The sequence below is a fragment of the Pyxidicoccus caerfyrddinensis genome, from assembly GCF_010894405.1.
In the GTDB taxonomy this organism is placed as follows: Bacteria; Myxococcota; Myxococcia; order Myxococcales; family Myxococcaceae; genus Myxococcus; species Myxococcus caerfyrddinensis.
This window is the reverse complement of the sequence record NZ_JAAIYA010000004.1, coordinates 57,467-71,238: the sequence shown is the minus strand read 5'-3', so window position 1 is coordinate 71,238 and position 13,772 is coordinate 57,467. Positions and strand designations below refer to the sequence as shown.

Sequence of the window (13,772 nt, the reverse complement as noted above, 5' to 3'; positions counted from 1 at the left end):
AAGATGCTGGTGCATCCAGCATACGCGGTCACGCCTTCATGCAAGGAGGATGCATGGTCGAGAAGCGATTGCGTGGTGCCCTGGGCGTCTCGTTGCTGTCTTTGATTGCGGGTGCATGCACCGAGGCAACGCCCTCGGGCAAACCCCCGGACGCGGTGGTGGAGAAGGCGCCCTCGGCCCTGGAGGGCCTCCAGGTGGTGGCCGTCGACGAGGCCGCGGTTCCTACCTTCGTCACCGGGCCCCTGGGCGCCGTGCCGACAGGGGCCGAAGCCGTCCACTCCGTCCAGCCGGCCCGGCTGTTGCCCGTGCTGGAGCGCGTGGCGCCGCTGTTCCGGCTGAACCCCGGCGACCTCTACCTGAAGAAGGCCTATGTCGGCTTCGATGGGGACGCGCACTACCGCTACGGCGTGAGGCGCAACGGCATCGAGGTGTATGGCGGGGAGCTGCGCCTGCACGCCCGTGATGGCGCTGTCTTCGCGGCGAACACCAACGCGCGCGGAGACCTGCTGGCGCCGGACAAGGCCTCCGTCTCTCCCGAGGCCGCCATCGCCGTGGCGAAGGAGGACCGCGAGTCACCCGCGGGCGTCACCGTGAGCGGCGAGCCCCGGCTCGTCTACTGGCGCGAGGGTGAGCAGCTCGTGCTGGCGTACGACGTGCGCGTGAAGGGCACGAAGGAGGATGGCACGCCGCTGCATGACTCCGTGCTCATCAATGCGCGCAGTGGGGACGCGTTCCTGCGCATCTCGCACATCCACTCCGCGCGGTTCCGCCGGGTTTACGACGGCAAGAATCAGACGCCGCTGCCGGGCGTCCCGGCACGCTCCGAGGGGGACCCGCCGGTGGCGGACCCCATCGTCAACAGCGCCTATGACAACCTGGGCTCCGTGTACGAGTGCTTCAGCAACCTCTTCGGCCGCGACTCGTATGACAACGCGGGGGCCCAGCTGATCAGCACGGTGCACTACCGCAACAACTACGTGAATGCCTACTGGGATGGCACGCAGCTGGTGTTCGGCGATGGCGACGGCACGACGGCGAGCAATCTTGCCCGCGCGGTGGACGTGACGGCACACGAGCTGACCCACGCCGTGACGGACGCCTCGTCGGGCCTCATCTACTCCGGAGAGTCCGGGGGCCTGAACGAGTCCATTTCCGACATCTTCGGCGCCGTCTGCGAGTGGAACAGCAAGGGCAGGGTGGTGGACGCCAACACGTGGCTCTTCGCCGAGGAGGTCTGGACGCCCGACATTCCCGGGGACGCACTGCGCTACATGCACAACCCCACGCTGGACGGAAGCTCGCTGGACCACTACGCGGACTATGAGTCGGGCGTGGACGTGCACTACAGCTCGGGCATTTCCAACCTGGCCTTCTACCTGCTGTCCGAGGGCGGCCTGCATCCGCGCTTCCCCGGGCAGAGTCCGGTGCAGGGCATCGGCATCGAGAAGGCCGCGCGCATCGTCTACAAGATGAACGAGGACCTGCTGCTGCCGTCCTCCCACTTCGAGTCCGCGAAGACGGCCGCGGAGCAGGCCTCGGTGCAGCTCGGCTACGACGCCGCGACGACGGGCTCGGTCACCGCTGCCTGGAAGGCCGTGGGCGTCGACGAGATCATCACTCATCCCCCGCCGCCGGTACTGGAGAAGGACGTCCCGATCACGAACCTCTCGGGTGCGCGGGGCGCGAAGTGGTACTTCCATGTGACTGTGCCCGAGGGCGCCAGGGACCTGACCTTCACCCTCTCTGGCGGCACGGGCGACGCGGACCTCTACGTGCGCCGGGGCCAGGCCCCGACGACCACCCTCTATGACTGCCGTCCCTTCAGGAGCGGCAACAACGAGGTGTGCACCTTCGCGGAACCCGGCGACGGCCCCTGGTACGTGATGCTCAACGGCTTCACCGCCTACAGCGGGGTGTCGCTGGTGGTGACGTGGAAGGGTGGCTACGTGGTGGTCGAGCCCGGGGTCACGGTCACCGGCCTGTCCGGCGTCGCGGGCTCCTCCCAGGTGTTCACCGTCCAGATTCCCGAGCGCGCGAACGGCGGCACCCGCAACGTGCACGTCCGGTTGCAAGGCACGGGCAACGCGGACCTCTATGTCCAGCGCGCCTCGGCGCCCTCGTTCTTCTCCTACGACTGCCGTGGCGTGAACGAGCACAGCACGGAGACCTGCAACCTGAACGGCTTCGAGCCGGGCAAGTACTACATCCAGGTCTACGGCGCGAAGGGCGGCTTCACGAGCGGCTCGCTCATCGCAACGTTCAACTGAGTGGACCGCGCGCCCGTCCTGCCCCTGCTTTCAGGGAAGGGGAGGGCGGGCCCGCGGGTCCGTCAGGGCGCCGGAGATGGTGGCGGTTGCAGGCGAGCCCCTGCGCTCTCATGGCGGGCCAGGGGGAGGTGCGTGCGGCAATCGGCTCAGAGGGGCAGTGCGAGACTGGGAGCACCGCCATGGAGAACTCTCCGGCCGCACAGCCTCCGGTCTCCTCAGCGCTTGTCGTCACCCAGTCGCACGTAGCCGGGCGCGTGCGGCAGCGTCGCCTGGCAGGGCACGTCCATGGTGAGGCCGCCCTCGAGCGTCAGGCGCACCGGGGCGCCCCTCGCGCACAGGGCGGCGATGGTCTGGTGGACCGCGGTGCCCCGGTCCCAGCCCAGCTCACCCACGCGCACCACCTTGGCCCCAGGCGGCAGCGTGCGGCACCCGCTGCCACCGACGTAGGCCCCGCTGCTGGCCGCGCGGGCATCGCCGTTGGCCTCGCAGTCCTGCTGCGCGAGCCGCCGCAGCGCCCCTGTGCTGATGGCCAGGCGCACCTCCTCCGGCATCGCGGCGTCGTCGCGCACCGTCTCCAGCCCCACCGTGCGCAGCGCCTCGCGCCAGCGCTGCTCCACGTCGGGTCCACCCGCCTCGACGAGCGAGCGCACCGTCGCGGCGGCCTCGGGCCCGCCCAGCTCCTGCAGCGTCGTGAGGTACAGCGCCGAGTCGTAGCGGCGCTCCTTCGCGCGCTCGAACAGCGTGCCCCAGAACGAGAGCAGGTCCGCCTTCGGGTCCTTGCGGCGCACGGCGGCCTCGGTGAGCAGCGCCAGCGTTTCGCCGCACTCGTAGTGGTTGCGCCAGGCCCCGGCGCGCGACGAGTCACGCAGCGCCCCGTCGCCCAGGCCGGCGAGGCACAGCGAGAGCGCGACCGAGTAGGACTCGCGCGTCTGCTCCGCCGTCGCCGCGCCCACCTGCTGCAGGCCGCGCAGCGCGAACGCGTCCGCGCCTCCCTCGAAGAGCCACTCCGCGCCGGACTCCTCGCTGGTGAAGAGATCGCTGTTCCACAGGTGCGCGCCCTCGTGCGCGGCGAGCCACAGCGCCTGCTGCAGCACCACGGGACTGCGGCCCGTGCGGTAGCTCGCTCCCAGCCGGACGTCGAGCTGGACGATGCCCGGCAGCACCCCGCCGCCGAAGCTGCGTGAGCCCGCGCTCTTCGGCTCCTCCGTGTAGCTCATGAAGATCACCGGCCGTGTAGGCAGCGGCTGGCGGGTGCCCTGCGCGTAGAAGGCGAGGAAGGCCGGCAGCGCGCGCTCCAGCTCCTCGCGCAGCCACGCGGGCATCGCGCCGTCGATCACCGCGAGCCCCGCATCCGTCACGCGCGGCTCCGTCTTCCCGAAGTACGCGTAGGTTCCGTTCTGGACCCAGTCGGTGCGCAGCGGCTGGCCGGAGCGCTGCCCCCGCGCGACCACGTGCTCGCCCGCGCGCGGGACGAAGGTGAAGAAGACGTCGTTGGGGATGTCGAGGTCGATGTAGCCCGTGTAGAAGAGGCGGCCGCCGTCGCCGTAGGGGATGACGGGCTGGTAGTTCTTCTCCGGCTTCTCGAAGTCGTCCTCGAGCCCCATCACCAGCGCGTCGATGGGCGCGCCTCCTGCGCGGCGCACGATGCCGCGCTCGCCATCGGCGACCAGCGTCGCGTCCGCGGGCTCGAGCACCTTCCAGCGCTCGCGGATGGACCGCCCGTCGCGGCCGAAGACGACCTGGGGCTCCGCGGCGGGGAAGGCATAGCGCACGCGCCACGCGTCGCGGTCCGTCAGGTGCTCGATCGTCACCTCCACGGGCGCCGGCTTCGGCGCTGCGGTGGGAGGCGAGTGGGCACAGCCAACGACCAGGAGGAGCAGGAAGAGAGGGGGTTGGCGCACGTGCGCGCTTCTACCACCACGGCGCCCGCGGGGCTGCACTGCGCGGGTGCGGGCCGCGGCTGGCCGGGCAGCCGCTCGACGAAGGCTCCGCAAGCCCGCCGGAGCGCATGAGCGCGGGCTGTGCCCACTCAGTGCGAGGGGAGCGTCAGGTCCACGACTGGAAGAAGCCCCTGCTGCCGGAGGAGGGCGAACAGCTCCAGCATGCCCGGGACTCCTCCCCGGTGCTGGATGCCGTGTTGCTGTGCCAGCAGGGCGAGTGAGTTCATCTCCTGCGGTCGTGGAACCGCCTTCAACTGGACCGGAGTCACCTGTCCCAGCGAGGCCCGCTCCGAGGCGAGAGCGTGCGCGGCCAGCCAGCGCACCTCGCCGAACAGGTAGGGCAGGGACACCACGCAGGGCGTGTCGTCCTTCAGCAGCGCTTCGAGCTGGGGAAGGAGCCTCGTGTCCCGGGTGGGGCCCTCGATGATGGACCGCAGCGCGTAGACACGCTCCTGGGGCTGACCCTCCTTCAGGCCGGAGGAAAGACTCTCGAAATCGTCTTGGGAAAGCATCACTGCAGCTCCTTGAGGGGACGGCTCTTCAGGTGCGCCACGAGACTGGAGAGCGTCATCAACCGATTGTTGCCCAGGTTCACCATCTGGGTGCCGCGGGCTTTCCATTCGGGGAAGGCGCGGTGGTCCTGGAGTGGGATGCCGCTCACCAGCATCTTCTGGCGACCCTCGGGCCACGTATCGTCCACCGCGGCGAACACGGTGCGTGAGATGTTCACCCTTCCGTTGGTGAACTTCGAGAGCTGTTGGACCAGGAAGTCGTACTCGACCTCGAGTGCACGGGCGTGGGTCTGTCCGTAGTAGCGGTCGAAGTCTCGCTGCCAGTGAATCTGCTGCTGTCGGTTCATGTTGTCCCAGCCATGCCCCATGAAGTCGAAGCCCGTTTCCTGGCGGACCTTGTCCAACAGGCGGAGCTCCATCTGTTCATGGACGATGAAGCGGGCATCGAAGACGGTGCCCCTCCCGGAGGCCAGCCTGTTCCAGGCTTCGTAGTTCTGGGGGGTGAAGTTGATCCCCCTGCTATCGAAGAGGTAGTTCTTGATGGACTGGAGCTCGCTCGGGTCAATCTCCACACCCGCCAGCTTGAGCTGGTTCTGGATGGTGCCGAGATTGCCCTGCCGTAGCAGCTTCTGACGAAGCTCTTCGATCTGCTTCGGCGTGATGGCCCGACCCTTCGCATCCCTCCAGGGCGTCATGTCGACGCCTCGGCGTCCGCCCTCGTTCACCTTGGGCGTGCCGCCAGGGGTGTCTCCGGTCCGCGCGGCCGGTCCCGCTCCTCCGGTGGAATCCGCGGCGCTCGGAGAGGTCGTGCGGGAGGCTTGCGGGTTCTTCCCGCGCAGGACCTGTGCTCCCTTGGTCATTCCCGCCCCGGTGAGGCCTCCCGCCACCGCGCCGATGGTGCCATCCAGGACCGCGCGGGTGGCCATGTCGCCCAGGCCATTCAGCACGCCGTTGTCCCAGGTCTCGCTGCGGGTGGCCGCATCCGCGGCTCCGCCCGCCGCGCCACCCGCGGCGCCCTCCTTGACGCCCTGCCATGCGGCCTTCTTGACGGACGCTCCCGCCGTCTCCTTCGCGACCGTGGTGCCCGCCGCCTTCGCGCCGGTGGTCACCGTCTGCTTCGCGGCCGTGGTGCCCGCCGTCTTCGCCCCGGCCGTCAGTGCGCCCGCGCCCTTCACGGGGATGACGGCCGTCGCGCCCTCCACCGCCCCGATGGCTCCCTGGCGCGCCAGTTCCTGCGCGCCGGCCGAGTCTCCCTGGATGGCCGCGTACGTCGCAGCCCGCGTGGTCGCGCCCAGCGCCGCGTACCCCGCGAGCGCCAGAGGCGTGGCCGCGCCTCCGGTGGCCACCACCGCCGCGGTGGTGACGACGACGACCGCCGCCGTCGCCGCGCCTTCCGCCAGCGAGTCCTTGCTGGCCTGCAGCGACTTCACGTCCTCCGTCGCATAGCCGGTCAGCGTGTTGGCCCGCTCCGTGTCTCCGCTCGAGATGGCCTTGTCCGCCCGGTCCAGATTGCGGTCGAGCCGGTCATTGTCCGACTCGCCCTTGAAGGTCCGCTGTGTCTGGTCGAGCACCCAGGTGCCGAAGCTCTTCTCCTGCGACTGCTGTTCGCGCAGGCGGCGCACGCGCTCCTGGTTCGCGTTCGGGTCGTTGGGGTCCACCGCCCCCAGGTCATACATCTGGTCGAGGATTTCGAGCTGGTCTCGCCCATCCAGCTCCGAGTCCAGCTCCTTGCGCAGGTCCTTCCCGTACTTCTCCTTGTAGGCGGAGGTGATGGCGTCGATCTCCGCCTTGGACTTGTTGCCCAGCTCGTTGCGGAGCGCGTCCTCGTCCGTGCCAGCGCCGTCGATGGCCAGGTGGATGCGCTCGGCGGAGGCCTCGGCCTGGGCCTTCGTGTCGCCCTCCTTCGGCGGGTTGAGCAGCCGCAGCGTCACGTCCTTGTCGGCGCCGTCCCAGCCGCGAATCTCGCGCTCCAGGGACTTGCCCGTCTGCTTCTGGTACTCGGCCTTGATGGCTTCGACCTGCTCGGGCGTCTTGCCCTCCAGCACGCCGCGCACGGCGTCCTCGTCCGCGCCGAAGAGGCCGTCCAGGGCGCCCCGGATGCGCGCGGCGTCCGCCTGGGCGCTGTTGCCCTGCAGCAGGCCCATTGCCCGCGCGTAGTCCTCCTTCGACAGGTCGTCCTTCAGTCCCTTCAGCAGCTTCGGGTCCTGCAGGAGGATGGCGCGCTGCTCGGGCGTGGCCTTCTCCAGCCGCTGGAAGATGCGGTCCTCGTCGGTGCCCGCGCCTCGGATGTCCTCGCGCAGGCCGTCCTTGATGGCCTGGGCCTCCAGCTTCGCGGCCTCCTCGGGCGTCTTCGCCTGGGCGACGCCGAGCATGTTTCGCGCTCGCGCCATCTGGTCCTTGTCCAGCTCCTTCTCCAGCCTGGACAGCATGAAGTCCTCGGGCGACTGGCCCGCCGGAGCGCCGCCATTCAGCTCCGCGTACTTCTGGGCGATGGCGTGCCGCTGCTCGGGAGACTTCTTCTCCAGCGTCTTGAGGATCTCCTCGTCCGAGCCGAAGACGCCGTCCATCTCCGCCTGGATGGCCACCGCGTCGCTCTTCGCGCCGTCGCCCTTGAGCAGCGCCTCGGCCTTCTTCTTGTCGTTGCCGCTCAGCTCCCCGCGGATGACCTTGTCCAGGTCCTTGCGGTACTGGTCCTTGTACGTCTTGCGGATGAGGTCGAGCTGCTCGGGCGACTTGCCCTCCAGCGTCTTGAAGATCTTGTCCTCATCGGTGCCGGCGCCGAAGACGCCCCCCTCCGTCGCGTTGTACAGGGCGGCCGCGTCCTTCGTGGCCTGCTCCTGCGTGTACGACGGCTGCTGCTGCGCGGGCGGGGCCAGCGTCGTGCCGCCGGCCGGGGGCTGCGCGGAGTCGGCCACCATCATCCGCTGCAGCTCGGGCGACACCTTGTCCCGCGCGAGCGCATCGGCGCGGGCCTGGCTCCCGGGAGGCGTGTCGAAGATGCGCTTCGCCGCACTGGCCTTGAGGGTGCCCGCCTGCTGGTAGTGCGGCTGCTCCTTCAGGTACGCCTCCATCGACGCGTAGCTCTTCTTGGAGGCAGGGTCATAGACGCTCGCACCCTGGCGGATGACCACATGGCCTGACTGGCCCTCCGCGCCGGGGCGCTGGTCCGCCAGGAAGACCATCTCCGAGCGCGCGCGAATCTCCGGCGAGGCCAGGTCCAGCCAGTCCGCCGCCTGGTCCAGGCAGTTCGCCTTCCCGTCCCGCGTGTCCTCCGTGAGCAGCGAGCTCGCGGGCCCGGTGGGGTCCGCCGACAGCTGGGGCCCGCGCGGCTTCACCTCGGACTGGAACTCCGAGCGGGAGGACGGCGTGGCCCGCTGGGCTTTTTGCATCGCCTGTTCCAGCTGCTTCGCGAGGGCCTCCGCTGCCCGTCTGGCGGCCTCGGCGGCCTGCCGGGCGGCGGCCTCGGCGGCTTCGCGCGCCTGGCGCTGGAGTTCTGCGGCGGAGGTGGACGAACCCGACTTGACGGACGTCATGGTGAATCCTCGGTAGCGGAGGGGCGGTGTCGTGAAATGCCGCCCCGGGCTGCTCTGTAATGGTGGAGTGCCGCATTCCGGCCGCGTCCCAGAAATGTCTGCGTCCCTCCTACGGCGCGCGCCGCGCAAGGGTTGGCACCGGGCAGCCCAGCAACCCTGGTACGCTTGTTACGGTATGGCGATGTGCCCGGCCGAGACGATGCTGAGTGACCTGCTGGCGGTTGCAGGGGAGCACTCGGGGACGGTCGTCTCCTGGGACGGCCATGCGCAGGAGGGGAGCGGCACCTCTGCTTCCTGGCCAGGGACCTGGCTTCCGTCCTCGCCGCGCCGCTCGCCGATGAGCCATTGCCGCGGCCCCTGAGCCACACCCTCATGTGAAGCCGCGTGATTCCAGCCGGTTATGCGGCTGCCGGCTCCTGGTTCATGGGTTGCAATGAAGGGGAGCATGAGCCCACTTCCCACGCTTCGACAGCTCCCCGTCGCCACGCTGGTCGCGCTCCTGTTACTGACCGCGTCCTCCGCGCGCGCGGACATGGCGACCGAGGTCCTCTACGTAACCCGCGCGGAGATTTCCGACGAAGCCCTCCGCGGCGTCATCGGCATCGCCTTCATCCACACGGACCTCGGTGCGGACGGCCGTCCCTCGGGAGAGGTTCCGCGCTACCGGCCGAGCGGTGATGGCTTCGAGCCGGCCGGCACGCTCGCCGTGAAGGAACTCGGCGCGCTGAGCGGCTGGGACTACGAAACGGCGCTCCGCAAGTTCCCCGTCGTCGAGCAGCGGTGGCCCTACCTCCACGTCGTCATCGACGTGCGCACGAACGAGCGCGCCTGGCTTCGCGCCTTCGGAGGCTCTCACGACGCGCTGAGGGTTGCCTACCGGGCGCTCGACTCGCAGGAGCTGCAGTGGAGCGGCATCGACTCCCTCGCGCTGGTGCCCGACTCACAGTCGCGCCTGTACATGGCTCCGAGGGAAGACGCCCGCTCCCATCCCCTGTCGCTGGACCAGCCGGCCCGCCTGAACGGCAAGGTCGTCGAGCTGCGAATCATCGGCACGAAGGGGAACTTCATCCAGGTCGGCGTCATGGTGGACTGGGACAGCCCCCTGGTGCCACTGGGCTGGCTGCGCATCACCGACGAGAACGGCCTGCTGCGCATCTGGCCCATGATGGCCTCGATGTGCTGAGCGCGGGACGGGCCCGAGAGGCCCGTCCCGATGCAACCGGGTACCGACTCGCGACGACTACGAGCCCGACATCATGCTGCCGAGGATGTTGAACACGATGCCGGCCACGATGGTGCCCGTCCACGCGAGCATGATGTTCTTGTTCTGGTTCTGGTCCACGTTCATCCAGCCCCAGATGAAGGTGTAGATGCCACAGAAGATGCCCAGGATGCCGTGCAGCGGGCCCTTGGCCTGGAACAGCTTGATGAGGACCATGATGAAGCAAATCAGGTTGCCGATGCCGCAGAGCGCGCCGAGCAGGCCGAGGATCATTCCCATTGTGTGTCTCCTGAGGTGGTGTGGTGGGGGTTCAGCTGAGGGTTGAGTCGATGAAGGTGCCGCGAAAGACGAGCAGTCGGACGAGCCAGTAGGCCATCAGGGCCAGCAGCAGCAGGGCCGTCACCCGGGTGCGCCGCTCGAAGCGGGCGACCGCGTCGATGCCCCGGCGCCGGGCCGCTTCCGGGAGGAACGCCATCCCCGTGATGAGCACCAGCGCCGCCAGCAGGAACGGGGCGAAGGCGTGCCAGGTCAGCGCGCTCCGCCATTCGCCGTGAAGCAGGGCCGTCACTGCCCGGGACAGTCCGCAGCCAGGGCAGGGGACTCCCAGCGCGCTCAGGAGGGGGCACGGCCACGCGGGCAGGCCGAAGTGCAGAAGGCCCAGCTGGACGGCGGCCATGGCTCCCACCACCCAGCCGGTGGTCCGACGTTCCAGGACCTGGGCCATGACGGGCGTGGAGAGCAGTGGAGTGTGACGCGCGGATGAGGCCGGGACTGGATTCATTCCCCGCCCCCCCTCGGAAGCAGGTCTGCTTCGCGTCCTACTAGCACGACCTGTGTTGGGCGTCGAACAGAAGACGTGTCAGGGCCTGGATTCCCGAGCCTTGAGACCCGGTGCTCCGCTCACTTCCCGGCGCTCGGCGGGCGCTCGCGCCGGGGGCCTCAGTAGGTGCCCTTCATCGTGACGTTCGTATACGCGGTGTAGCCGTATGAGCAGGCATACCAGCCGCCCGCGGACGGGTTGCTGATGGTACATGTCTCGGTGCTGCCCGGCTGGTAGGGACGGCAGTTGTAGGAACCGGTCGTCGGCGCCGCGCCGAAGCGGACGTACAGGTCCGCGTCCCCCGTCGTGCCAGAGGCCCCCACCTGGTTGAACACCAGAGAGCTCCTGCCCGAGGGCACGGTGAGTATCCAGCAGGTCCATGCATTCTTGGCCCCGCTGTATGGCGCCGTGGTCGAGCCGTTGCTCAGAAAGTTATCGATGACAACACCGCTGAATGTGCCCGTGAGCGACACGCCCGAGTAGGTGGCATAGGCATTCAGCATCACATACCAGTCGCCCGCGGCGGGGTTGGTGATGTTGCACGTCTCGGTGTTGCCGGACTGGTAGGGCCGGCAGTCATAGCTGCTGGGGGTCGGAGCCGAACCGAACTTCACGTAGAGGTCCACGTCACCCGTGCCACCGCTGGTGGTGAAGACGAGGTGGGTCTGGCCGGGCGGAACGGTGAGCTTGTAGTACGCGGCGGTGCCCGTGCTCCCAGCCAGCCCCGTCTTCGGCACGCCGCTGGTCAGCGGAGTGGTGGTCGGCGGCGGGATGATCACCCCTACACCCACGGCCTGCCACGCCGCGCTCACCGCATTGACGGTGGCCTGGTCATAGCCGAGCTGCAGGGCTGCCTGCTCCGTGTACGTCTTCGCCTGCGCGAAGTTCGTGGAGGCGGTCCAGATGTCGACGTTCGCCTTGTAGAAGATGCGCGCCGTCTTCTCGACGCCGATGCCTGGCACCACCACGCTCGTCCTGCCACGCGGGTGCGTGCCACCCGTGGACAGCAGCGAGAACGCCAGGTTGGAGATGCCAGAGCTGTAGTGCACGTCCGTGTTCGCGTTGTAGTTCGGGTAGTAGTCGAGCGACGCGCCATCCAGGGCCGGATCATTCATGTAGCGAATCGCATCGCCCGCGGTGCCGGGCGTCCAGACGTCCTCGCCGATCTTCCAGACCTCCGCGTCCGGTAGCACGAAGCCTCGAGTCCAGCTCTCGCACGTGGCGGCAATGGCATCCGAGAAGCTCTCGTTGAGGCCGCCAGACTCGCCCGAGTAGGTGAGGTTGGACTCGGCAATGGTCACCGCGTGGGCGAGCTCGTGCGCGACCACGTCCAGGTCATTGCACAGCGCGGTGGAGTTCACGCCGTCGCCATCGCCGCACACCATCTGGGTGCCGTTCCAGAACGCGGCGACATAGTTGGTGCTGTAGTGGGTCGAGCACAGCAGCGCCGCGCCAGCGCCATCGTAGGAGTCGCGGCCGAAGAGCGTGGACAAGCAACTGTGGACGGTACCCAGCACGTCATAGCAGGCGTTCACGACGGGGTCGCTGACGGACGCCTGTCCCTCGGAGCGCTTGAGCGTGCCCGGAATGCTGGTGCCATTGTTGGAGCTGTACACCTTGCGGTTCAGCGCGTTGAAGATCCGCGGAGCCCTCCGCACCACCTCGCCGTCACTGGCCTTCACGTACACCAGATCATTCACCGGGGTGCCCGCGGCCAGCAGGCCTGTCACCCGCACCTCGTGAGCCAGGACGAGCTGGTCGTTGGCGTCGCGCACGTACACCCGGCGCTCGGTCCTGGCATCCCGGGTGAGCGCGGCAGTCGCGTCGAGCGCGACCCTGGCAGCGGCCTCCGCGGAGATCCGCGGCTGGACGGGCGCGAGGCTCGGGTTTCGAGTGTCACGCGCGGAGCCGTTGGCCGCGTAGACGACACCCGCCCGGTCCACGTGAAGGATGAGCTCACCGTCGACGACGGGCAGCCCCTCCTTCAACTGGCCGAAGCGCAGGTGCTGGTGCCCGTTCTCATCCACGGACATCCGCCTGAAGACCAGCTCCTCCGCGCGGAGGCCGTAGACCGGAGCAATGCTCCCCAGCGCGGCCCGCACGGTGGCCTTCGCGTCCGCCGCCGACAGCCCCCGCGCCGACCCCGCGGCCTTGCCCAGAGTGCCCTTGATGAAGTCAGGAGTCCCATCCCGCTGGCTGGACAGGACGGAGACCCCGTTCATCGCGCTCAGCGCCTGCTGGATGTCCGCGCCGTCCTTCTCACTCGCGAGCGTCAGCGAGTCCTTGGACTCCGCCTGCTCTTCGGTGGAGCTGCAAGCGGTGAAAACCAACGCCAGACACGCCGCACGAAGCGACCTCAGAAGTGGATGGCTCAAGTTCATGTCCCCCCAGCATACTCTACTCTGGGTGAAGAGCACTGGGACGCCGATACGATGTTGCATGTGTAGCTGGGGGGCAGATGGTGCGGCCAGGAGGAAGGCATGGCCGACACTGCCGCACCCAGCGGCAGCGCTTCCCGGGTTAGACTCCCGGGCCGCCTTCGATGGGGGAATCCGGATGAACCGCTACGCACTTCGCGACCACACCGACCGTCTCGACGCGCAGACGCAGTACGAGGAGATTGTCCGCATCCTCTCCACCCAGGAGTTCCCCTGGGACATCGAGCAGGCGCTCAGCTTCGCGCTGTTCCGCACCTACGCGGTGCCGAGCATCGGCGTGCTGCTGCACGAGACGGGCGAGTTCAACCAGCGCACCCAGAAGCGCTACGACGACACCGTGCTCATCCTCGATGCGATTCTCGAGCACGGCATGGCCAGCCAGGCTGGCAGGAATGCCTTCCGGCGCATGAACCAGATGCACGGCGCCTACGACATCTCCAATGACGACATGCGCTACGTGCTCTCCACCTTCGTGGTGACGCCCGTGCGCTGGCTCGCGGAGTTCGGCTGGCGGCCGTTCACCCCGCACGAGGTGGAGGCGTGGACGCGCTACTACCACGCCGTCGGCCGCCACATGGGCATCCAGGACATTCCGGAGACGTTCGACGCGTTCGCCGCGCTGATGGATGGCTACGAGGCCAGGCACTTCGCCTTCGACGCGCGCAGCAGGGCCGTCGCCGACGCCACCCTCGAGCTGCTCGCGACGTTTTCGCCGTCCCACCTCGCGCCGAAGAACCTGGTGAACCTGTTCGCTCGGACGCTCATGGACGATGCGCTGCTCGACGCGTTCCACTATGCACGCCCCTCCGCTCTCAGCCGGACGGCGTTCCGCCTGGCGCTCAAGGCGCGGGGGAAGTTCGTGCGCTACGCGCTGTCACCGCGAAGCGAGCCGCTCTTCGGCCGCGGCCGACCCAACATCCGCAGCTACCCCAACGGCTACGCCGTCGAGCAGCTTGGCACCTTCCCGAAGGGCTGCCCCGTGAATCATGGCGCCCCCGCGGCGGACGCGAGCAGCGGTGCTCGTCAGCGACAGTGACCTG

9 protein-coding genes are annotated in these 13,772 nt (G+C 68.7%); 3 read left to right on the top strand and 6 right to left on the bottom strand.

The window, feature by feature from the left end; translation table 11 throughout:
* Nucleotides 1-53: 53 nt before the first annotated feature.
* Nucleotides 54-2,267, top strand: a complete 2,214-nt coding sequence (locus G4D86_RS10725) for a M4 family metallopeptidase (RefSeq protein WP_163992369.1) — start codon at nucleotides 54-56, stop codon at nucleotides 2,265-2,267.
* A gap of 215 nt (nucleotides 2,268-2,482) precedes the next feature.
* Here G4D86_RS10725 and G4D86_RS10720 read toward each other — a convergent pair whose 3' ends face one another.
* The 3 genes from G4D86_RS10720 to G4D86_RS10710 form a co-directional block, all read right to left on the bottom strand.
* Nucleotides 2,483-4,168 (bottom strand): hypothetical protein, encoded by a 1,686-nt coding sequence (locus G4D86_RS10720; RefSeq protein ID WP_163992366.1) that lies wholly within the window; start codon nucleotides 4,166-4,168, stop codon nucleotides 2,483-2,485.
* Between the two features lie 128 nt (nucleotides 4,169-4,296).
* The gene (locus tag G4D86_RS10715) at nucleotides 4,297-4,719 is read right to left on the bottom strand and encodes a hypothetical protein (protein WP_163992364.1); all 423 of its coding nucleotides are present in this window, start codon (nucleotides 4,717-4,719) and stop codon (nucleotides 4,297-4,299) included.
* Nucleotides 4,719-8,252 carry an annexin gene (locus G4D86_RS10710; protein WP_163992362.1) on the bottom strand — a complete coding sequence of 1,178 codons (3,534 nt, stop codon included), beginning with the start codon at nucleotides 8,250-8,252 and terminating at the stop codon, nucleotides 4,719-4,721. The genes G4D86_RS10715 and G4D86_RS10710 overlap by 1 nt, the downstream gene beginning before the upstream one ends.
* A gap of 445 nt (nucleotides 8,253-8,697) precedes the next feature.
* On the opposite strand from G4D86_RS10710, the gene G4D86_RS10705 reads away from it, so the two are divergent.
* Entirely contained in the window at nucleotides 8,698-9,435 is a 738-nt protein-coding gene (locus tag G4D86_RS10705; RefSeq protein WP_163992360.1) for a hypothetical protein, read from the top strand.
* Between the two features lie 57 nt (nucleotides 9,436-9,492).
* On the opposite strand, the gene G4D86_RS10700 is transcribed toward G4D86_RS10705, so the two are convergent.
* From G4D86_RS10700 to G4D86_RS10690, 3 genes are all read right to left on the bottom strand, one after another.
* Complete coding sequence (locus tag G4D86_RS10700) at nucleotides 9,493-9,753, bottom strand: hypothetical protein (protein ID WP_163992358.1); 261 nt, start codon at nucleotides 9,751-9,753, stop codon at nucleotides 9,493-9,495.
* 31 nt (nucleotides 9,754-9,784) lie between these two features.
* A complete protein-coding gene (locus tag G4D86_RS10695) occupies nucleotides 9,785-10,150 on the bottom strand; it encodes a DUF2752 domain-containing protein (RefSeq protein WP_163992357.1) in 366 nt (121 codons plus the stop codon).
* 263 nt (nucleotides 10,151-10,413) lie between these two features.
* The gene (locus tag G4D86_RS10690; protein ID WP_240360177.1) at nucleotides 10,414-12,624 is read right to left on the bottom strand and encodes a M4 family metallopeptidase; all 2,211 of its coding nucleotides are present in this window, start codon (nucleotides 12,622-12,624) and stop codon (nucleotides 10,414-10,416) included.
* Nucleotides 12,625-12,850: 226 nt separating this feature from the next.
* On the opposite strand from G4D86_RS10690, the gene G4D86_RS10685 reads away from it, so the two are divergent.
* Nucleotides 12,851-13,768 carry an oxygenase MpaB family protein gene (locus G4D86_RS10685; protein ID WP_240360176.1) on the top strand — a complete coding sequence of 306 codons (918 nt, stop codon included), beginning with the start codon at nucleotides 12,851-12,853 and terminating at the stop codon, nucleotides 13,766-13,768.
* Nucleotides 13,769-13,772 lie beyond the last annotated feature (4 nt).

What these genes read in the sequence shown, in the direction of transcription:
- G4D86_RS10715 (WP_163992364.1), bottom strand. Translation starts at nt 4,719, where the DNA reads ATGCTTTCCCAAGACGATTTCGAGAGTCTTTCCTCCGGCCTGAAGGAG.
- G4D86_RS10695 (WP_163992357.1), bottom strand. Translation starts at nt 10,150, where the DNA reads ATGGCCGCCGTCCAGCTGGGCCTTCTGCACTTCGGCCTGCCCGCGTGG.
- G4D86_RS10710 (WP_163992362.1), bottom strand. Translation starts at nt 8,252, where the DNA reads ATGACGTCCGTCAAGTCGGGTTCGTCCACCTCCGCCGCAGAACTCCAG.
- G4D86_RS10700 (WP_163992358.1), bottom strand. Translation starts at nt 9,753, where the DNA reads ATGGGAATGATCCTCGGCCTGCTCGGCGCGCTCTGCGGCATCGGCAAC.
- G4D86_RS10685 (WP_240360176.1), top strand. Translation starts at nt 12,851, where the DNA reads ATGAACCGCTACGCACTTCGCGACCACACCGACCGTCTCGACGCGCAG.
- G4D86_RS10705 (WP_163992360.1), top strand. Translation starts at nt 8,698, where the DNA reads ATGAGCCCACTTCCCACGCTTCGACAGCTCCCCGTCGCCACGCTGGTC.
- G4D86_RS10725 (WP_163992369.1), top strand. Translation starts at nt 54, where the DNA reads ATGGTCGAGAAGCGATTGCGTGGTGCCCTGGGCGTCTCGTTGCTGTCT.